The sequence below is a fragment of the Bacillus sp. YH3-2-B2 genome (assembly GCF_053663335.1).
The window spans coordinates 306,888-327,147 of record NZ_JBSJQE010000004.1 but is presented as its reverse complement, the minus strand read 5'-3'; the positions used below and the strand labels follow the sequence as shown (position 1 = coordinate 327,147).

Below are 20,260 nucleotides of genomic sequence, written 5' to 3'. Positions count from 1 at the left end.
AAAAATACCAAGGGACTCAAACCCTTGGTATTTTTAATGCGGCTGAGAGGATTTGGACCTTCACGGGTTATTCACACGCTGGGATACTGTTTCATTTGAAGCTGAATCGGTCGGTTTTTGCTCTTTTTTTATTTTCACCGTTTCAGGCAGTAAGAAAGTAAATATTGCCGCTCCCAACAAAATAATAATTGAGAAATAAAAAGAAAGATCATAGTTACCCATTTCACTATAGAGAAAACCCGGTACATAAGCTCCCAGCGCTGATCCTATCTGATGGCTCAGGAATAACCAGCCTAAAATAAAACCAACTGAATATTGTTTAAAATATTGCGTGGCTAACATTTGAGTAGGGGCTACAGTTGCAAAATCAACTAGTCCAAACAGGGTGGCAAAAATAAGTAATATGACCGGATGATGACTATATAACAGGATACAAATTGATAATGCGCGTATGGCATATAAAAGAATAAGCATCTTTTTACTGCTCCAACGGTCTGCCGCAATTCCTGAAATGATTATCCCCAATATATTAAATCCCGCCAATACACTAACTGCGGCACTGGTTACACTTGTTGAAAATCCATGGTCATGAGAAAAAGGGATAAGGTGAGTATCCATCAGCCCTGTAGTTGTAAAACCGCATATAGCAAAAGGTAATATTAAAAACCAGAATTGTTTCTTGCAAAACACAGCCCAAACAGAAAAGCGGGCCGTATGCTGTTCACTTTCAACTCCTGCTTTCATAAAACCGCCCATAGGAGATAACCCCATCTCGCCGGGATGATTCCGTAAAAATAACAGTATGACAGGAAACACAATAACCATTAAAAGCAGACCCAAAATCACTACAGTTAACTTCCAGTTAAACCATTGAATCAAAATGAGAGAGCCGGGAACAAGAAGCATCTGACCCGCGCCAAACCCTGCCTCCATAATTCCAAAAGCAAGTCCGCGTTTTTCATTAAACCAATTTGTAACAACAACTGTTGCGGCTACATTGGATGCCCCTCCGACACCGACTGAGATAACAATTCCGTAAAGGATAAATAATTGCCATGGATGATTTACAAAAGAAGTCAATATAAAGCTGACCCCGACTACGAAAGTGCTGACTGACAAAATCATTCGGGGACCTAATTTATCAACCAGCCTCCCTATTATGGGCTGAGATATGCCATATATGATAAAACTCAGAGTGGAAATAAGTGAGATTGTTCCTCTATTCATAGAAAAATCTTTTTCCCATGGTTCAACAAAAGCTCCAAATGAAAGACGCGCGCCTTGAACTGCTAAAAAGGTAAAAAAAGTGACAAACACAATGATCCATGCATAGTGATATTTTATTCGCATCCTATCCCCCCTCACTTTATAATTCCAAATCCCAGCGCTCTTCTATTAAATTTGATCCCCATAAAGGTTTTTCTTCATGAATTTCTGTAATTTCGAATCCATTCTTTTTATACAATGGCCGGGCTGTTGACATGTCTCTTACCGTCCAAAGAAATATACGCTCGTATCCATTTTCTTTACAATATTGAACAAGTGCCTTAATCAGACGGCTGCCGACACCTTTTCTTTGAAATGACGGATCGACTAAGAACCACCTTAACTGACCTGTTTTTTCATCGTCATTCACTAAGCCGATACAACCCGCAAATTGATTCCCGCTTTCTGCCACCCATATTTTTTCAATATCCGCTTTAAACGTATCGTGAAGATAGGATAAAAATGTTTCATCCCAGCCATGGGATTCGGCATAAAATAATCGCTGTTTCTCAATTATGTTTTTGACATCCTCTGAAGTATAATAGTCTCTTATTGAAATCGGAGATTCTTTATCATAAAAAGAATGCTGCAAAATGTTTTGAATGATTTCCATTGAATGTACAAGTTTTTCTTGTTCCTCTTTGTCTATGCGTTCAAGGATATATTCAACTTGCTGATTAGCTTTTTTCTCCAGGCTTTTATAAATACTTTTCCCTGACTCGGTGACATAAAGGAAATGGTTGCGTCCGTCTTCTCTGCATTTTTGCTTGTATATGAAGCCTTCTTCTTCAAATTTTCTGATAATTCTGCTTACATATCCTCTGTCCAGGTCTAACCTTTCTTGAATGATTTTTGCTGTACAATCGGGCGTATTATAAATTTCGTATAAAATCCTGGTTTCCGTTAAAGAGAATGGACTGTCATAAATATGTTCATTTAGAAAACCCAAAACATCTGTATAAAATCTATTAAATTGTCTGAATGCCAAAACACGTTTTGTTTCCAAATTGGATGAACCTCCTCCAAAAGATTGACTTAAGCAACTTTTTCCATCGTAATCGGAACAGTTGCTTGAGTCAACTATTAATTTTCATCCCCTTTCAATTTGATGATTTTCTTACCGTAAAAAAACACATTGAAAATAAACGACACTGTTACATCGGAAAACAATTACGTACCGGGATACATTCTTTTGACGTTAATATGGACATACAAAAAGTCGCTTCCCATTACGTAAAGAAAGCGACTTTTTAGATTTGATTTTCAAGTTCCTTTTACAAATTTTGAAAAGACCATTGACTATTCAGTTGTACTGTATTAAGTTTAACTATATAGTCGAACTGAATAGAGGATGAGGATATGAAACATAAATTATTACCGCTGTCTGAAACCATGCATTATATTTTATTAGCTCTGCGTGAGCCGCTTCATGGCTATGCCGCCATGCAGAAGATCGAAAAGATGAGTAACGGAACTGTTATTTTAGCGGCCGGCACATTATACGGCGCGATTGAAAACTTGAATAAGCATGGCTGGATTGAGCCTGTTGGAGAATCAGGCCGGAGAAAAGTCTATAAGATAACTGCGGAAGGAAGCGCCATTTTGAAGATGGAACAAAACAGGTTACTGCATATTTTATCCCTGCACGAAGGAAGTGAATCGAATGAAGAAATTTAAGATGTTTTTTGATATTGAAAAAGAGGAGCAATGGCTGAACGAGCAATTACAAAAAGGCTATCGCTGTACAAATATCAGCGGATTAGGAATATACACTTTCGAAAAAACCGACAAAAAATATGTGATGAGACTGGATTATCAAGATTATTTATCAAAGAAAAAATTTAAAGATTACAAAGAGATCTATGAAGACTTCGGCTGGAGTTATATAAATGGCCCTTGGGGGCTTGGAACTCGATATTGGCAAAAAGAAGATGATGATCAAAATGAAATCTTCTCGGATCGCCAGTCAAAGAGTAATTATTATAAAAGACTAATGAGTTTTTCATCTTGTTTTGGGTTACTGTGCTTGTTTTATTGTAATATGATTTACACGAATTCAGGTTTGTATTTAGCTGAAGGTCTGTGGAGTATGGAAGGCGCAATGTTTTGGAAGGCATTTTTATTTGAAACTCCATTTGCCCTTTTGAGGTCGCTTCCCGCCCTTATGGCTGTTCTATTTGGCTGCAGTTTCTATAAAGCGTATCGAAAGTATTCAATGTTAAAAGAACAATAACGCGGGGAAGTTACATTCAAAGAAGTAATTGAGGATCATGTATCTGCCGAATCCGGGCGCTTTAAAGGAAAAAAAGCGCCCTGAATTTGCTGATAAATCAGATGACTTATTTTGTTAATGATACATACTTATTTACAATGGCTTGAGCGAGACAGGCTGATGAATCAACAAAGGTAAGCCCGCTTCTTTTTTGATCCGTAACCATATTTAAATCCGTACATGCAATGATAACCGTATCAACCTTTTCTGCTAATTCACGGTGTAATTCATCATATAGTGTACTAGCCTCATCGATTTGACCTTGTTTAATCTTTTCTATTATTTGATTGACATAGATTTGCCAACTATCTTGATGTAAAAAATCATAACCTTCTCTGTTTAACGCTTCTTGAAATATTCCGGATTGAACCGTAGGAACGGTGGCTAAAAGAGCTGCTTTTTTTGAGCCTTTAGGTATTTTTTTTATGGTTTCATCAATCATATTTAGTAAAGGGACTGAAATCGATTTTTTTATTTGATTAAAATAGAGATGTGCGGTATTACATGGAATGGCAATAAAATCAACACCCGTTTTTTCAAGCTTTACAGCACCCTTAATAATTGCATTTTCCATGTCCGTATGATTGAGAGGTTTATTCATGTAGAAAGGTGTCGGACAGGAATAAATCATCATATGAGGAAAATCCATGTCATGTATTGCTCCATATATTTTTTGGCACTCGTCTACGACTTTATCTACAAATGGCCCAGTAGATTTTGGCCCCATGCCTGCCAGTATTCCAATCATAATTGTCCTCCTCTGTAAAAATGTGTACGAATACGATCATGATGAGTTATTCTTGTGTTTCTCATCTGAATCTGCACTCATTTCTTTTCTGGCTTTCTTCTCCTATTTTATCATTTCATTAATCGAATTATCATATCTAATTCCGCCGCACGCAGAAGAATGGCAGATACACTAAGGTTATGAAAGCTTGTTTTCATTACTATGTTTTCATGAATGATGGTTAAAAATCGGTGATTAAATTGTGCCCATATAGATTAGTAAACGTGTCATTGATGTCAAGGCATGAACTCCTAAAGGATATTTAATAACTCATTTTCAACGAAAAACTGATCTCTGTTAATTAGTCGAGATTCCAAGATATACCCCGACCAATTGACCTTCCTTTTTTAGGAATCCCAAAGGTTCCCTCTTGTTTTGATGTTGTTTTTTCAAAAAAAGTTATTGACACAAATAAACGATCATGTTATTATTGAAAATTTGATATCTCACTTCATATATGGTAACCTTAAGTTAAGTTCCCATATATGGAGGTGGATTATATGTTTCAAATTGGCGATAACATTGTTTATCCAATGCACGGAGCAGGTACGATTGAAGCCATAGAAGAAAAACAATTCTTAGAGGAAAAACAACAGTATTATGTCATAAGAATGTCAATCAGTAATATGACAGTTATGATTCCAACGCGTAAAATATCGAGTTCAAATATACGGCCAGTTACTGATATACGTGCATTAAAACACATTATACACATTTTTCAGCATGGAGAATCAGATAGGTTACTGCCGTGGAAACAAAGGTATATAGTAAACACGAACAAAATAAAAACGGGTGAAATACAAGAAGGTGCTGAAGTTGTACGTGATTTAATGCGAATGAAGAAAGAAAAAGCACTTAATTCAAGCGAAAAAAAAATGTTGGATAATGCATATGAATTTTTGATTAGTGAACTGGAAGTCATTAAAGGAATCACTGAAAAACAAATAAAAAGTTTCTGTTAAGGTTAACGATAGATATTTTTTCAGAATATTACGATTAGACGTTCAACTTCTTCAACTTACTTTTTAAACATTAACCGCTTTTATTACTCCTCAATCTAATCTGTTTTATTTTTTCTTCAACGAACACTTGAATTCTCGATGAAATAGTCACTTGATTTTTGTAATCCTGATTCACACTGGCACGGACAAGGAGCCGTAAGGATGGAAGAGAGGCAGGGCTTTCATTGTTTTAGGTCTAAGTGATTATTTCCGGAAGAAAAAACAACCACTCCCCTCTTTATCTTTAAGAATTCCTTACATCTCTTGCGACAGTGAATAGCAGTTGTTTATCTTCTTTTCATAAAAGAGATATACGAATTGTAACAAAGAATAGAATAACATACAGTTATCTTGAGAACATAAAAACAAATCATTTATATATTCCACATATCGTCAATCCGGTATGTTATACTGTAAACAATCCTTTGAGGTTTTAAACCTTTTTCTTACCTTGTAGCATCTGTCCCTACTCGAACGTTGAGTAGGGTTTTTTATTCAGTATGATACAGAGAACATAAAAAACAGGCCCTATATAAAGAGCCTGTTTGTATAAACGATTGAAGATTAAGCAGTTTTTTGAACGTTAGCAGCTTGAGCTCCACGAGCACCTTGCTCAACGTCAAACGTTACTTTTTGACCTTCGTCTAAAGATTTGAATCCGTCACTTTGGATTGCAGAAAAGTGTACGAATACATCGTCTCCATTTTCACGTTCGATAAATCCAAAACCTTTTTCTGCATTAAACCATTTAACTGTACCTTGTTCCATTTTTGTTGCCTCCTAGTGTATTACACATTGTATTACTATCCTTGCCCAAAGTATCATCAAGACGAAAAGTCGATATTCATACTATCCTTTACACGAACAAAAATAATTCTCCTTTATCATAGCACGAAACGGAAATAACTGCAAATTAATAATATGTTCATTCATGTTTTATTTGTTAAACGTGCGGCAGGTTTTTTAGTGAGAACCTTCATTTGTAATTTAGAAGTTTTGACGGACCCCTTACCGTACTTAATAATAAATATCATGTTGAGAGGTGTATTTTTAAAAAGCCCACTCATGAAAACGAGTGGGTTTACAAAAGCTCTAACTAACCCGCAAAGGTTTTAGTCAGAGCTATTTATACGTATTTTTTTGATCCAACTCACTAAGCACCTGCTCTGTCATCAGTTCGATAATATTCATTGGAACATGATAAATCCCCTTTTTCATAAAAATAATCAGCTACTCTGATTGCAAAGTTTTCAATGTCTCCGTACATTCTTAAAAGGAAAATGCCATTAGCAATGACGCTAATGGCACCTTTGTTTCTTACTCAATAACTTATTCAGCTTCTCCCACAACTGTAAAGCGTTCATTTATATGTTTTGGATTTTCTATTTCATCCAATACTGCAATTGCATAGTCTGCATAGCTGATATAACTTTCGCCTTTCGAATTCACAAGAAGATGATCTTTTCCTGACTGATAAAACCCAGTTCTTTTCCCGTCTGGGTCAAATACCGCTGAAGGACTGATAAATGTCCAGTTAATATCAGAAGTCTCCTTTAGCTCTTGCAAGTTACGACCTTGCCCTTTAGCTGTTGGAATAAAAATCTCCGGGAAATCTGATGTATCCATTACACTGACAGTTTTATTTTCGTCTACATAAAGACTCCCTGCTCCGCCTACAATTACGGCTCTTGTCCCCATTCCTTTTAATGCCCTAATTAATGCCCGGCCAGCATCTACATGTGCCTGTTCTTCTCCTAATGGAGCTCCGAAGGCATTAACTACTACATCTAACTTTTTTAGATCATCCGATGTCAGATCAATTATATTTTTTTCAATGATTGAGATCTTTTCCTCTTTAAGTTTTGCAGCATCTCTTACAATTGCAGTTACTTCATGTCCCCTGCTTACCGCTTCTTTCAAGATAAGACTTCCAGCTTTTCCGGTTGCACCAATGATTCCAATTTTCAATTTAAAGTCCCCCTAATCATTCAAAATTTTAAATGTAACCAAATTGATTACATGTAATAATTTTAGTTACACCTTATTTATTTGTCAATACTTTTATCATCTTGTTAATTGAGCATATTAGAGTGAAATAAACTTGTAATACATTCAGTTACAAGTGTACTATAAAGAGTGTAAAGTAATTAGGATGGTGAAGAAATCATGTCTATTAGCAGCCGTTTTGCTGTAGGAATTCATATATTGGCTCTTATTGAAATAAATGAAGACGGAATTAGCACTTCTGAATTTTTAGCTGGAAGTGTAAATACAAATCCCGCCTTAATAAGAAAAATTATGGGGATGCTGAAAAAAGCAGGTTTAGTAAATGTACGGCCAGGTATTGCAGGAGCTGAATTAGCGAAGGATTTAACTGAAATCACCTTACTTGATGTTTATAGAGCAGTAAATGTTGTTCAAGATAAAGAATTGTTTAGTATACATGAAAATCCCAATCCTCAATGTCCTGTAGGCCGGAACATTCAAAGTACAATTGGTCCAATATTTGAACTCGCCCAATCTGCCTTGGAAAAAGCTCTTGGACATATAACAATTGAGGATGTGGTAAAGGATATTATCGAAAAAGAAAAATCGGCCAATAATTGTTAAATGATTCACAGAAAATCTTTTATCAGACTGGGGATAAGAAAAATCAATAAAACAAAAAGGGACTGGATCATATTGAATCCAGCCCCGAATTGATATTGATTTTTTGATTAAAAAAAATGGCTTTTTAAGCAGTAAGCTTGCGAGAACTTTCTTCTGGCTGATAAAACGCAAGCTGAATATACTTCCCGTCATCATATACAGAAATTATGGCGTTATCTCTTTTGTACTCATCAGAATCTGCTCGCATTTCTTTTCTGACTTTCTTCTCCTGCTTAATCACTTCATTAATTGCATTATCCTATTTACTACCGCCGCACGCAGTCAGCAGAAGGATGAAGGTGACTGACAAATCATACGACCTACTATAGTAAGTCTATAAACAAAAAATACCAAAGGTGTCAAAACCCTTGGTGTCATTGGGATCGGCCGAGAGGACTTGAACCTCCGCAGGTTATCACCCGCTGGGCCACCATCTATATTCACAAAACTATTGCTCAGTTGTCAGCATGTGAAGTAAATTACGAATTTCCTTGTTATAACTTTTAATTTCTTCTTCATTACAACCGGTTTTATCAAATACTGCATTAGGGATCATTGTGACTTTTTCTTTAAACTCATTCCCTTCAGTTGTTAACGTAATAATTACACTTCGTTCATCCTCTTTTGAACGCTCTCTTATAATAAGACCTCGCTCCTCAAGTCGTTTTAAAACTGGAGTTAATGTTCCGGAGTCCAGATATAATTCTTCGCCTAAACCTTTAACAGATATTTTTTCCTTCTCCCATAAAACAAGAAGAACCAAATACTGTGGATACGTAATTCCTAATTCTTTTAAGAGAGGATGGTATAACTTTATCATTTCACGGGAAGCTGCATAAATCGCAAAACATAGATGATTACTTAACAGTAATTTATCATTCTTCATGTTAAATCCCTCACAATATTTATATTCATTACTACACATAATAGCATAAGAATTACATTAAGTAAAATTGAATGACTAACAATTTAATTAATCATAACTTATGCAAAATCAGAAAGAATCTATCACCAATAATATGATCTCCTATTTTCTCAATGTGGTTATTATGTACACTAACTTTAAACTGCCGAAAACTGTTCTTTATTTTAGTCTAATCAATCATTTAGAGGATTTTAATTGCGAATTTCAATTGAGAACAATTTAATTTTCAAAAATTTAATTGACAACGCTTGTTATATTGATTAAAATTCAATTGTGTTAAATTTAATTTATAGGAGTGTTTGATGATGACAGTATATTTTACAGCAGAAGCTACAACAAAAGGCGGAAGAGAAGGTCATGTAACATCTAATGATCTTATTATTGATTTGGATTTAGCTATGCCAAAACGAAATCAAGTATCCACTGCTACAAATCCAGAACAATTATTTGCGGCAGGCTATTCAGCTTGTTATGACAGTGCTCTTCATTTAGCAGCCCAGAGACAACGATTAAAAATCGAATCAGCTGTTACCGGTAAAGTAAGTTTATTAAAAGATGAAAGTGATAATGGTTATAAAATCGGAGTTGTTCTGGAGGTGGAAATTCAAGGGGTATCTCAAGAGCAAGCGGAAGAATTAACACATGCAGCTCATCAAGTATGTCCATATTCTAAAGCTACTCGCGGAAATATTGATGTACAAATCATTACAACAGCAATGTAAGACGAAAGATGCCAAGATCAATAGGCAATAGAATAAAAAAATTTGATTAAAACATATAGGTGATCAACCTTCAAATAAGGAGTGAGATTGATGTTAAAGAAAGTACAATTAGAAAAAGCAGCTCAAGAATTTGCAGAAGCAACCGCGAACCCACCCTATCTATTCGACCTTGGACCTGAGAAAGGACGAAAAGCTGTAGATGAGGTTCAATCTGACCCAATTGATAAACTGCCAGTTGATATTGAAGATATTATGATTTCAGGAGGACCGAGCGGACAGGTATCAGTAAGAATAATGCGCCCGCAGAATGCACCTGCGCACCTTCCTGTCATCGTGTACATTCATGGGGCCGGCTGGGTATTTGGTAATGAGCATACACATGATCGGCTCATCCGTGAGCTAGCAGTCGGAGCACAAGCTGCTATTGTCTTTCCAAATTACACCTTATCTCCAGAAGCAAAATATCCGACAGCCATTGAAGAAATCTATGCAGTAGTGAAGTGGGCATCTGAAAATGGCCGTGAGAACGGCATGATTCCCGAGAGTCTAACAATTGCAGGTGATAGTGTTGGAGGCAATATGGCTGCTGCTGTCACGCTAATGGCCAAAGCACGAGGTGACTTGAATATCCGGCAACAATTACTTTTCTATCCGGTAACAGACGCTTCTTTCGATACGGAATCCTATCAACAGTTTGCTGCGGGATACTTTTTACGCAAGGACGCGATGATGTGGTTTTGGGATCAGTACACAACCAATTCGAACGAGCGTGCTGAAATTACAGCATCACCTCTGCGTGCAACTGCTGAGCAGCTTCAAGGGCTTCCACCTGCATTGATTATCACAGCTGAAGCTGATGTACTTCGTGACGAGGGAGAAGCATATGCCAATAAACTTCGTGAAGCTGGTGTTCCGGTCACTGCCGTACGTTTCCAAGGTATCATTCACGATTTCGTGATGCTCAACGCCTTAGCTAAAACTGAAGCTGCGCGCGGAGCAATTGATCTCGCCGCAACCTGGCTGCGTAAAGGGTTTTAATCCATTTATTGTTTCGTCACATAGAGACTGCTGCAAATAAATAAAAAACAAACAGATCCACTCAAATAATTGAGTGGATCGTATATTGGAATAATGGAACTTTTGATGAGCTTTTTAATCGGGCTGGTTATTATTTTGTTGTTGAGATGTCCCCCTAATTGAAAAGCTAACTCCACAACAAACTCCATTTTTTCACCACTTCACCCTCTTCATATCCAAAAAACCTTTGTTGATTAGTTAGCGTACAAGTTCTCGTTTTCTGCTTTGGACCCCATATAGAAAATAAAAAGCCAGCTCTCCTTCGGGAGAAGAACTGGCATAACAAAGCTTCTTATTTTGCTGTATTGCCCGGACCTTTTAATTTCTCTTCGTTCTTGCGTCAATGTTTTATTATTAGGACACAACCAATAAAATAATGACGATCGAGAATAGCAACGCTGCTTTTGCAAAGCAGTGAGCCCTCTAGAATATAAAAGAGCTGCAGTCATTGCTGCTCGGATAATCCCAGCTTATTCTGAGTCTGTATTTCGAGTAGTCGTTCAATTAAATGGATGTTTTTTTCATTCCTTTTCTGTTTGTTCCATTTTCCACCACAGTGAATCTTTTGGATTTTCAACAGCTTCTTGAAACTCAGCTTTAGAAGCAACTGTTGGGTATGAACCTTTTAAAGATTTACCTGAAGTATCTTTAAATAAGGTTAACACAACTATTAAGCCAATTAAACTGACTGCCAATAAATAGAAACCCGGCGCCAAATTGTTTCTTGTCACATGGGTTAACCAAGAAGCAACTAAAGGTGTTGTTCCGCCAAAAATAGAAACTGATAAGTTGAATGTCCAGGATAATGTACGATATCTAATGTCCGTATGGAACAACGTAGGTAAAGATCCTGGCATAGTACCTTCGTATACAGATAATACAATACCTAACATTAAAAGTCCTATAAATAAGAAAGTTATATTCCCCATATTAAGAAATTGGAAAGAGATAATCGAAAATACAATTCCTAATACTAATCCAATTGCTATAACTTTTTTATTTCCTAATTTATCTCCCAGTTTACCAAAAGTTAAAGCGAACGGTACCATAATAATCAATACAATTGCTGTAACCGGTGTACTTATATTATCACTTATACCAAGGTTCTCATCTAAATAAGAAGGCATATACCCTAACAATAGGTAATTGGTTATATTGAAAAATGCCACAAATACGATACATAAAAAGATATCTTTTTTATATGTTTTAATGACTTCAAATAAACCTGGTTGTTGTTCTTGGTTTTCAGAGATGTCATTTTCAAAGATTGGTGATTCATCTAAATGACTTCTCAAATATAAACCAAATAATCCTATTGGAATACTTAAGAAGAAAGGAATTCTCCATCCCCAACTATTCATTTGAACATCAGATAAAGTCCAGAAAAGTACTGTAACTAAAACAGAAGCTACTATATAACCAGATAATGTGCCGATTTCTAAACCGCTGCCTAACCTTATACGTTTATTATCTGGAGAAGATTCTGCGATATATACCATTGCCCCAGCGTACTCTCCACCCACAGAAAAGCCTTGCAGAATACGGGCAAAGAGTAATAATATAGGGGCCCATACACCAATCTGATCATAGGTAGGAAGCACACCAATTATTAAAGTAGATAAAGCCATCATTAAAATAGTAATTGTTAATACCATTTTCCGACCAAATTTATCACCCATTTTACCAAAAATAATTCCGCCTACCGGTCTAAGTAAGAAGGCAATTGCAAATGTAGCAAAAGTAAATATTAACTTTAATTCATCGTTTTGAACCGGACTGAAAAAGTTTTTACTAATAATAACTGCCAAATAAGAATATAAAGCAAAATCAAACCATTCCATCGCGTTTCCTATCCCTGTAGCAAACACGCTTTTCTTCGCTTTTTGAATGTCTACAACGTTAATTTTTTTCTTGTTAAACTTCATTTAATAATATCGACTCCTTAATTATCAAATCCACATTATACAAGCGCATAAACGGTCCGAGCATGCAGTCCCAGAATGTATAGCGTAATGCTTCTCTAAAAGTCTGGGGGTTTCTGTTTCACCTGATGGAGAGCTAACGGCATAGTGGCTGATTGGTTCAACTGTACCTTAAAAGACTAGACTAATATCCATATCAGCGCCAAATAACATTGTAAACCAGGAAAAAGGATGAAATTCAGTGTTTTCGCTGGTTTCCTTAACTTATTTTTGCCGATTGGGCTAAAAATAATACAAGAAGCAACAAAAAGAGAAACAGCCAACAGATAATACCAGCCTAAGCGGTTAGTGAGATATCCTTGGGCTGTGGTTGGTATTTTCTGCAGACTATTTGGAGAAATGATTCCCCTTCATACAGCTCTATTGTGAATATGATCACAATCGAAAAAAAACTTTTATTTCTTCAAAGTATCCTAAACCTTTATTTTAGATCTTCCATTACGTCTTCCAATATGTTTATTATAAGGTTGAGGTCGTTCCTAAGGATTATTTACTGATTCTATCTTTATTACCCCACAATCAGGTGAAACAAAACACTATAAACGTAGCATACCTTTTTAAAATCTGACAAGCCCAACAGGGTGGTAGAAACCAGCCTAAAGCCAAGCTAGTCAATGGATAGAAGAAATTTTTTTGTTTTTCCCAAGGAATAACCGTCTGCGTTTAATCTAGCCCAATTAGAAAGAAAAAGAGCAGAGTAATCCTGCTCTTTCATTCAAAACTTTAATTTGTATGACGAATTTCGTATACCTTTTCGACTTTCTTTACCTATTAATCAGTATACAGACTACAACAGAAATAAGTAGCACCGGGTATGAAATAATGGTTTTATTTTTGATCAATGATTAAATTTCCCCCAATGACAGTAAATACTAATAATTACTAAACATTATAGTAAATCCCAATATTCCTTATCTTAATTATTGTTTAATTAATTGGGATTATAACAGTAAACTCACACTTATAGAAAGTTATACCAATCAAAAATTTTCCGACTCAAGTCTGTTTAACCAGTTTTGAACCAATGAATTAAATACATCGGTTTGTTCGATTTGCAGGTTGTGACCAGCCATATCAAGCACTGCAAAAGTTGCCCTTGGGTAATCTTCTATTAATCGCCATGCATCGTGGTATCCGACTACATTGTCCTGACGCCCTGTGATAATTAGCGTGGGATACTCAAGTTTAGATGAAATATCGAAGGTAAACCCATATCCATTTTGACGAATGTTGTTTACGAATTCATAATTTGTTTGTTTAGAGGGAAGTAAAATTTCATCCCGAAACCTCTCCCATTCAGTTTTACCTTGCACAATCCCCATAGAGCAAAATTCATCAGCCTCCTCTGAAGACAAATGTGATATCAAGTCGCTGTCTCTTTTTAGAACAGTCTTCTGCGGTACTACCCTTTCATCGAATTCGGGTATAGTTAATGGTGCCATCAGCAGTAATCCACGAACTGTTTCCTTACGTGAACGAACGATACCTCTGGCAATGTACCCTCCATATGAATTACCACAAACAATAAACTGTTGATCAGGAATAATCTCGTCCAAAAGACGCAATATCGCTTCTAAAACATCATCAGAGTTCTGAATAGACGGTTGTGGCTTAGAATGTCCCATACCTGGTAAGTCTATGTATATTCTCTTCCAACCGCTTCGTTTCTCGAATAACGGTTCCATTGCATTTAACATCACCTGATGGTCAAGTGTCCAACCATGCAACATAACGATCGGATATCCATCTCCAATTACTTTATGGTAAATCGACATGTATTTGTTCCCCTTCCCTGTAATCCTAATGTTTCGATATGAACATTTAATCCTTTCATGCATTTATCACAATTTTAACAAACTTTTAACTGAACTTGGTAAGTTGAACAAGGGTAATACATTGAATTTTGACAATCGCAAACTGTCATATGTGTCCGTCATATTAAAAGAATCTCTTTAATATGTTGTTTAGTGCTTTCGTCACGGCGACTATCGACAAATAAGAACCAAGCAAAGTATTGTCCAGATACGTTGAGTATTTTGATCACTTTGAAATAAGTGATTGAAAATACACTACCTAAAATCACTGCAGCCAATAGAACCCGGCTGATTTTCATCAATCATCTCCCCTTTTTTAATTTTCGTAGAGAGCATTAAATTTCCTCGTTTATGAGATAATCAGTGACTTCAATCGAAAAATCTTCAACATCAGCAAACATTCTCCTAGAAGTCTTGGTTTTCTTCCATGCTTAGCAGCACTTTCTCTACTTTTGCAAATTGGAGTTTGAGGCATTAGTAAGCTAACTATAAATGATGAAAATATTTGTGCGATGTCTACTGCAGATGACTTACTTTAGGTAAGTGGGCAGTAGATCATTTAAAAATAAGCACAAAAAAATACCAAGGGTCTCTCTATTACCCTTGGTATCATTGGGATGCGGCCGAGAGGACTTGAACCTTCACGGATTATTCAGCCGCTGGGCCCTCAACCTAATGAAAACGTATCAAGTATTACATAAACCTTATAAATAAAGCATTCTTTATCTTCATTTCCACCTGTTTTCTTCTTTTTCATGAATTTTGGGCACAATCACTGAAAATATTACCTTTAAATTTGTAATTTCAGCTAAGACCTAAGAAACCACTAACAAGAGAAGTAATGCAGTCTCGCCCACTAGGTGCGATAGTTTTTGCGTTTTGCGGGTATCGGAAAATCTTTGCTAGTAGCAGTGCCTCAATAAGAAGATCGCAATTTCCACTTACCTAGCTATATCAAGGTTTACTTGTCTGATTTGGGATGTTTGGGGTACAAAAGTTGAGTTACAAACATTATTATCCAAAAGAACGTTTACTGTAATTATTTTACATGGTATTATTTGTATTGTGCATGCGAATATGTATGTGTAATAAATGAAATTAAAAGGAGTGCTTGATCGTGAATCTTAAATCCATTTTCAAAGGAGTAACATCGACTCTGATAGCTGGTGTAATTGTTGGAACTTGTACTATACCTGCTTTTGCGGAGTCGACTACAAGTGTATCGCCGAAAAATTATGCAGTTACAAGTGGGGTATTCAAAGCTCTAGACAAGGAGGTTTCAGAGGGCTCTGTTGATCAATCAAGCTGGAGTCGGGAGTTCGAATTAGATGAGAATGACGGAGCACAAGTAAACTTCTGGATTTCAAATAACGGAAGTAATGACATAAAAATATCAATTGATGGAAAAGTCTCAAGAACCATCGCACCAGGCAAGCAAGGCAACATTTCTGCCGAGGTTAAAAATGGTTGGTTTGGTTGGACATACAATTACACATTTACAGCTTCACCAACGGCTCAAGGTGGCAGTGTTAAGATGAAATATAAAATTGCCCAAAGAAATAATTAACGAATTACGGAAAGGTAATCACTCATTACCTTTCCGTAATTTCATCATTTTTTAGTTTTTTAAAAGATTCCTTACTTTCTATACTTTGGAGATAAATTCACTCCAGGTTTTTCATCTTCTCTTTTTCTGGAAATAAAAGGTTTTTGTATTAAATCCTATATGATGCAAATCAAACCGATTAGTAATTACTTTTCTCCAATTTTCCGCTCCTGCTTTTCCTGCTCTTTTATGAAATATTATCCTGTCCTATATTTAAGGGTTATACAGCGCTCATTATCATTATTTACACCTTTTTTGATGTTTTTTCATATTTTCCGGACAGTAAATGGGAGTAAAGAAACCTTGACCACTCACCAAGATAAGTAAAATAAAAAACAAAGGGCATCAAACTAGACGACTTACTATAAGTAACTGGGCAGTAAGTAGGCAGTAACAGACAAATTTCTATAAACAAAAAAATACCAAAGGTAGTTAAACCCTTGGTATCATTGAGATGCGGCCGAGAGGACTTGAACCTCCACGGGTTATTCACCCACTAGGCCCTCAACCTAGCGCGTCTGCCATTCCGCCACGACCGCGTGCTATGAAGCTGTCTTTCCACTAAGCATATAAGCTAGTGATGATGATCAGCACTTTGAAAAGAAAGTGCGGGTGAAGGGACTCGAACCCCCACGTCGTAAGACACTAGATCCTAAGTCTAGCGCGTCTGCCAATTCCGCCACACCCGCGTGACAAGTGGTGAGCCATGAAGGACTCGAACCTTCGACCCTCTGATTAAAAGTCAGATGCTCTACCAACTGAGCTAATGGCTCGCTCTAAAAGTGATTCAAAAATTTTAAATAAAATGGCTGGGCTAGCTGGATTCGAACCAACGCATGACGGAGTCAAAGTCCGTTGCCTTACCGCTTGGCTATAGCCCAACGAAGGTAAATGGTGACCCGTACGGGATTCGAACCCGTGTTACCGCCGTGAAAGGGCGGTGTCTTAACCGCTTGACCAACGGGCCGTCTGGTTGAGAACTTATCTGGCGGAGAAGGAGGGATTTGAACCCTCGCGCCGCTTACGCGACCTACACCCTTAGCAGGGGCGCCTCTTCAGCCACTTGAGTACTTCTCCATAATGGCTCCACAGGCAGGATTCGAACCTGCGACCGATCGGTTAACAGCCGATAGCTCTACCACTGAGCTACTGTGGAATAATCAGACTTTCTTCATTATAAATGATGCGACATATTGTGTCAATAAGCAACATTTATTTTTTTGAGAAAGTATCGTTGTCTCTCAACGACTTTTATAATTTAACACAGATCATTGAGATGAGTCAAGCCTTTTTAAAAAATTCTTTTGATTTTTCCTCTGCATTTTCCGCAGGCATATCTTTCCGGGTTCATTGCCCGCTTCTTTATATACTGTTGGCCGCAAGCCTCGCATCTATACATATATGTTTTCTTTTGTGTCTTTTTGGTTTGCAGCGGCGTGCAGAATCTTGGCGCTCCGACTTTCTGAAGCAGGTCTCTGAAGTCTTTGTCTCTGTGCTTGTACCCTTTTCCCTCAAGATGAAGATGGTAATGGCACAGCTCGTGCTTGATGATGCCTATCAGCTCGCTCCGCCCGTGTTCGAGAAGATATTTGCGGTTTAATTCGATGTTATGGGAAGACAGCATGTAGCGGCCGCCTGTCGTTTTCAGCCGGTCATTGAAAAAGGCCCGGTGACGGAACGGCTTTCCGAAATCCTGTGCAGAGATGTCTTCCGTCAGCTTTTGAAGTTGTTCGTTATCCATATGTGCACCCCGCTTTAAAAACATTGAACGGGACAATTCACCGTTCGCATACAATGTGTTAAAACCGACCTCTAACTAAAAGCTGAGGAGGAATGAGCCATGCCGAATTGGCTGATGAAACAAATGCAAAAAGCATTTTTAGAAAAGGACAATTACCAAATCAAACTGCTGAACCAGTGCTGGTATTTCTACAGAAAAAAACACTGCTCGTAAGCAGTGCTTTTATTTTACCATAGACAGCGACACTCTGCCTTTTTGCACGTCCACCCCTTCGACCCATACGGTGACGATGTCTCCGACCGATACGACGTCGAGAGGATGTTTGACGAATTGATTGCTCAGTTTTGAGATGTGCACAAGCCCGTCCTGCTTGACGCCGATATCGACGAAAGCGCCGAAGTCCACAACGTTGCGGACGGTGCCCTGCAATTCCATTCCTTCCTTTAAATCCTCAAGCTGCAGAACGTCTTTTTTCAGCAAAGGCTTCGGCACTTCGTCACGGGGATCTCGCTCCGGCCTTGTCAGCTGCCCGCAAATATCCGCAAGCGTAATCTCCCCTATACCGAGCTCTTCAGCCGTTTCAGACAGCGGCAATGCGCTTATTTTCTCTTTGGCGTCCGCGCTTCCGATCTGATCCGCAGTGAGCTGCAGTTTTTTGAGCAGCGCCTTTGTCTCTTTATAGCTTTCCGGGTGTATTCCGGTGCGGTCGAGCGGCTCCCGTCCTCCGGGCACTCTCAAAAAGCCGATGCACTGTTCATATGTTTTTGCGCCGAGACGCGGGATTTCTTTCAGCTCTTTGCGGTTTGTAAATTTTCCGAGCTCTTCCCTTTTTTTAACGATATTGCCGGCAACGGTTTTGGATAACCCGGCTACATATTGAAGCAGCGCGGCTGATGCTGTATTGACATTCACCCCGACTTGGTTGACGACGGTCTCTACGACAAAACGGAGAGATTCGTTTAAATGCTTTTGGCTGACATCATGCTGGTATTGCCCGACACCGACGGATTTAGGATCAATTTTCACAAGCTCGGCCAGCGGGTCCTGCAATCTCCGCGCGATGGAGACGGCGCTGCGCTCTTCGACCTGAAAATCCGGAAATTCCTCACGGGCGATTTCTGATGCGGAATACACGCTTGCTCCGGCCTCATTGACGATGACATAATAAATGTCCCGCTCTGTTTCTTTCAGCACATCAACGACGAATTGCTCTGTCTCCCGTGATGCCGTGCCGTTTCCGATCGCCACAACCTCGACTTCGTACCGGTCCAGCAATTCTTTGATTTTTTTTCGGGCTTCCGCTGTCTTTTTGACGGGAGCGTGCGGGTAAATGACGTCGATTTTCAGCACTTTTCCCGTCTCATCAACGACTGCCAGTTTGCACCCCGTACGGAAGGCCGGATCGACGCCGAGCACGACTTTTCCCTTCATCGGCGGCTGCAGCAGGAGCTTACGCAGGTTTTCAGCGAAAATATGGATCGCCTGGGCGTCTGCTTTTTCTGACAGCTCTTTGCGGATGTCACGCTCAATAGCCGGCTGGATCAGGCGCTTGTAACTGTCCTCAATGGCTTCTTTCAGCGTTTCTTTCACAGGTGTTTCACGGTGTTTGATGATTTGCTTTTCTAAATAAGCTTTTATCTGATCGGCGGGCGGTTCGATCGCAATCTTTAAAATGCCTTCTTTTTCACCGCGGTTCATCGCAAGCACTCTGTGAGGAACGACCTTTTGGATCGGCTCTTCGTACTCGTAGTACATTTCATAGACGTTTTTCTCGTCATCTGCGGCTGACTTGCCTGCCGCGGAAGTGAGAATTCCTTTTTTATACGTTTCCTGGCGGATCCACTTTCTGAAATGAGGATCATCCGAGATTTGTTCGGCTATGATGTGCTTCGCGCCTTCAATGGCTTCCTCTCTTGAAGCGACTTCTTTTTCTGCACTGATATATTGATCAGCGACGTCGTGAAGGCGGTTTTCTTTCGGGAGAGAAAGAATATAGTCCGCAAGCGGTTCAAGGCCTTTGCTTTTGGCGACGGTGGCTTTTGTTTTCCGTTTTTGTTTGAAGGGGCGGTATAAATCCTCGACTTCCTGAAGCTTCACCGCTTGCTCGATTTTTTGCTTCAGCCCGTCCGTCAGCTTGTCCTGCTCAGAGATCAATCTGATGACTTCCTCTTTCCGCTGCGTCAGGTTTTGTATGTATTGCCACCGCTCGGAGATTGCCTGAATCTGCACCTCGTCCATTGAGCCGGTCTGCTCTTTTCGGTACCGCGCAATAAACGGGACGGTATTGCCGTCTTCCAGCAGGCGGATGACACTTTCGACATGTTTTTGGGATAACGCTGTTTCTTCAGCAATTTGTTTTTTCAAAAGGGCTAACGTTTCCATATCACAAAAGCCTCCATCTCTTCTTTCTTTCTCTAG

At 38.5% G+C, this 20,260-nt stretch carries 19 protein-coding genes, 7 tRNA genes and 3 pseudogenes; 8 read left to right on the top strand and 21 right to left on the bottom strand.

Annotated features, from left to right (window positions below; translation table 11 throughout):
* Positions 1–60 precede the first annotated feature (60 nt).
* Together ACWJJX_RS16325 and ACWJJX_RS16320 are read right to left on the bottom strand one after the other, a co-directional pair.
* On the bottom strand, positions 61–1,350 hold the full coding sequence (locus ACWJJX_RS16325) for an MFS transporter (protein ID WP_454023117.1): 1,290 nt from the start codon (positions 1,348–1,350) through the stop codon (positions 61–63).
* Between the two features lie 16 nt (positions 1,351–1,366).
* Positions 1,367–2,272, bottom strand: a complete 906-nt coding sequence (locus tag ACWJJX_RS16320) for a bifunctional helix-turn-helix transcriptional regulator/GNAT family N-acetyltransferase (protein WP_102422365.1) — start codon at positions 2,270–2,272, stop codon at positions 1,367–1,369.
* Between the two features lie 353 nt (positions 2,273–2,625).
* Here ACWJJX_RS16320 and ACWJJX_RS16315 point away from each other — a divergent pair, with 353 nt between their 5' ends.
* Together ACWJJX_RS16315 and ACWJJX_RS16310 are read left to right on the top strand one after the other, a co-directional pair.
* Positions 2,626–2,943: a PadR family transcriptional regulator gene (locus tag ACWJJX_RS16315; protein ID WP_014304415.1), complete on the top strand. Its 318-nt coding sequence runs from the start codon at positions 2,626–2,628 to the stop codon at positions 2,941–2,943.
* Positions 2,930–3,499: a DUF2812 domain-containing protein gene (locus tag ACWJJX_RS16310; protein WP_369614651.1), complete on the top strand. Its 570-nt coding sequence runs from the start codon at positions 2,930–2,932 to the stop codon at positions 3,497–3,499. Before ACWJJX_RS16315 ends, ACWJJX_RS16310 begins: the two co-directional genes overlap by 14 nt.
* A gap of 106 nt (positions 3,500–3,605) precedes the next feature.
* Here the strand turns inward: ACWJJX_RS16310 and ACWJJX_RS16305 are convergent, their stop codons facing one another.
* On the bottom strand, positions 3,606–4,286 hold the full coding sequence (locus ACWJJX_RS16305) for an aspartate/glutamate racemase family protein (RefSeq protein WP_146283802.1): 681 nt from the start codon (positions 4,284–4,286) through the stop codon (positions 3,606–3,608).
* Between the two features lie 539 nt (positions 4,287–4,825).
* Here ACWJJX_RS16305 and ACWJJX_RS16300 point away from each other — a divergent pair.
* Positions 4,826–5,287, top strand: coding sequence for a CarD family transcriptional regulator (locus tag ACWJJX_RS16300; RefSeq protein WP_060563139.1), 462 nt, complete (start codon positions 4,826–4,828; stop codon positions 5,285–5,287).
* A 603-nt stretch (positions 5,288–5,890) separates the two neighbouring features.
* On the opposite strand, the gene cspC is transcribed toward ACWJJX_RS16300, so the two are convergent.
* Positions 5,891–6,094: a cold shock protein CspC gene (gene cspC, locus ACWJJX_RS16295; protein WP_003156143.1), complete on the bottom strand. Its 204-nt coding sequence runs from the start codon at positions 6,092–6,094 to the stop codon at positions 5,891–5,893.
* A 561-nt stretch (positions 6,095–6,655) separates the two neighbouring features.
* Positions 6,656–7,294, bottom strand: coding sequence for an NAD(P)-dependent oxidoreductase (locus ACWJJX_RS16290; RefSeq protein WP_326375103.1), 639 nt, complete (start codon positions 7,292–7,294; stop codon positions 6,656–6,658).
* Positions 7,295–7,492: 198 nt separating this feature from the next.
* On the opposite strand from ACWJJX_RS16290, the gene ACWJJX_RS16285 reads away from it, so the two are divergent.
* The gene (locus tag ACWJJX_RS16285; protein WP_071181553.1) at positions 7,493–7,936 is read left to right on the top strand and encodes an Rrf2 family transcriptional regulator; all 444 of its coding nucleotides are present in this window, start codon (positions 7,493–7,495) and stop codon (positions 7,934–7,936) included.
* A 124-nt stretch (positions 7,937–8,060) separates the two neighbouring features.
* Here the strand turns inward: ACWJJX_RS16285 and ACWJJX_RS16280 are convergent, their stop codons facing one another.
* Positions 8,061–8,225, bottom strand: coding sequence for a cystatin-like fold lipoprotein (locus tag ACWJJX_RS16280; protein WP_370649026.1), 165 nt, complete (start codon positions 8,223–8,225; stop codon positions 8,061–8,063).
* Positions 8,226–8,423: 198 nt separating this feature from the next.
* Positions 8,424–8,861 carry a MarR family winged helix-turn-helix transcriptional regulator gene (locus ACWJJX_RS16275; RefSeq protein ID WP_003156155.1) on the bottom strand — a complete coding sequence of 146 codons (438 nt, stop codon included), beginning with the start codon at positions 8,859–8,861 and terminating at the stop codon, positions 8,424–8,426.
* Positions 8,862–9,202: 341 nt separating this feature from the next.
* On the opposite strand from ACWJJX_RS16275, the gene ACWJJX_RS16270 reads away from it, so the two are divergent.
* Together ACWJJX_RS16270 and ACWJJX_RS16265 are read left to right on the top strand one after the other, a co-directional pair.
* A complete protein-coding gene (locus ACWJJX_RS16270; RefSeq protein WP_176283129.1) occupies positions 9,203–9,622 on the top strand; it encodes an organic hydroperoxide resistance protein in 420 nt (139 codons plus the stop codon).
* Positions 9,623–9,712: 90 nt separating this feature from the next.
* A complete protein-coding gene (locus tag ACWJJX_RS16265; protein WP_156735895.1) occupies positions 9,713–10,660 on the top strand; it encodes an alpha/beta hydrolase in 948 nt (315 codons plus the stop codon).
* Between the two features lie 560 nt (positions 10,661–11,220).
* Here the strand turns inward: ACWJJX_RS16265 and ACWJJX_RS16260 are convergent.
* The 5 genes and pseudogenes from ACWJJX_RS16260 to ACWJJX_RS16240 all read right to left on the bottom strand — a co-directional run.
* Positions 11,221–12,624: an MFS transporter gene (locus tag ACWJJX_RS16260; protein WP_060563133.1), complete on the bottom strand. Its 1,404-nt coding sequence runs from the start codon at positions 12,622–12,624 to the stop codon at positions 11,221–11,223.
* Between the two features lie 38 nt (positions 12,625–12,662).
* Positions 12,663–13,028, bottom strand: a pseudogene (locus ACWJJX_RS16255) (BCCT family transporter); the annotation flags it as partial.
* A 633-nt stretch (positions 13,029–13,661) separates the two neighbouring features.
* On the bottom strand, positions 13,662–14,456 hold the full coding sequence (locus ACWJJX_RS16250; RefSeq protein WP_070081405.1) for an alpha/beta fold hydrolase: 795 nt from the start codon (positions 14,454–14,456) through the stop codon (positions 13,662–13,664).
* A 210-nt stretch (positions 14,457–14,666) separates the two neighbouring features.
* A pseudogene (locus tag ACWJJX_RS16245) lies at positions 14,667–14,794 on the bottom strand (hypothetical protein).
* Positions 14,751–14,905, bottom strand: a pseudogene (locus ACWJJX_RS16240) (tetratricopeptide repeat protein); the annotation flags it as partial. The pseudogenes ACWJJX_RS16245 and ACWJJX_RS16240, both read right to left, overlap by 44 nt.
* Positions 14,906–15,612: 707 nt before the next feature.
* On the opposite strand from ACWJJX_RS16240, the gene ACWJJX_RS16235 reads away from it, so the two are divergent.
* Positions 15,613–16,062 (top strand): hypothetical protein, encoded by a 450-nt coding sequence (locus ACWJJX_RS16235; RefSeq protein WP_077721839.1) that lies wholly within the window; start codon positions 15,613–15,615, stop codon positions 16,060–16,062.
* Positions 16,063–16,556: 494 nt separating this feature from the next.
* Here ACWJJX_RS16235 and ACWJJX_RS16230 read toward each other — a convergent pair.
* The 8 genes from ACWJJX_RS16230 to ACWJJX_RS16195 form a co-directional block, all read right to left on the bottom strand.
* Positions 16,557–16,640, bottom strand: a tRNA-Leu gene (locus tag ACWJJX_RS16230).
* A 68-nt stretch (positions 16,641–16,708) separates the two neighbouring features.
* Positions 16,709–16,790 (bottom strand) — tRNA-Leu (locus tag ACWJJX_RS16225).
* Between the two features lie 8 nt (positions 16,791–16,798).
* Positions 16,799–16,874: transfer RNA gene (locus tag ACWJJX_RS16220), tRNA-Lys, on the bottom strand.
* A 33-nt stretch (positions 16,875–16,907) separates the two neighbouring features.
* A tRNA-Gln gene (locus tag ACWJJX_RS16215) sits at positions 16,908–16,982 on the bottom strand.
* A gap of 11 nt (positions 16,983–16,993) precedes the next feature.
* Positions 16,994–17,068, bottom strand: a tRNA-Glu gene (locus tag ACWJJX_RS16210).
* Positions 17,069–17,087: 19 nt separating this feature from the next.
* Positions 17,088–17,178, bottom strand: a tRNA-Ser gene (locus tag ACWJJX_RS16205).
* Positions 17,179–17,182: 4 nt separating this feature from the next.
* Positions 17,183–17,257: transfer RNA gene (locus ACWJJX_RS16200), tRNA-Asn, on the bottom strand.
* A 135-nt stretch (positions 17,258–17,392) separates the two neighbouring features.
* On the bottom strand, positions 17,393–17,842 hold the full coding sequence (locus ACWJJX_RS16195) for a SprT family protein (RefSeq protein ID WP_015416877.1): 450 nt from the start codon (positions 17,840–17,842) through the stop codon (positions 17,393–17,395).
* 99 nt (positions 17,843–17,941) lie between these two features.
* On the opposite strand from ACWJJX_RS16195, the gene cmpA reads away from it, so the two are divergent.
* A complete protein-coding gene (gene cmpA, locus ACWJJX_RS16190; protein WP_003156164.1) occupies positions 17,942–18,055 on the top strand; it encodes a cortex morphogenetic protein CmpA in 114 nt (37 codons plus the stop codon).
* Positions 18,056–18,064: 9 nt separating this feature from the next.
* Here the strand turns inward: cmpA and ACWJJX_RS16185 are convergent, their stop codons facing one another.
* Positions 18,065–20,224 (bottom strand): Tex family protein, encoded by a 2,160-nt coding sequence (locus ACWJJX_RS16185; RefSeq protein WP_070081402.1) that lies wholly within the window; start codon positions 20,222–20,224, stop codon positions 18,065–18,067.
* Positions 20,225–20,260: the final 36 nt, after the last annotated feature.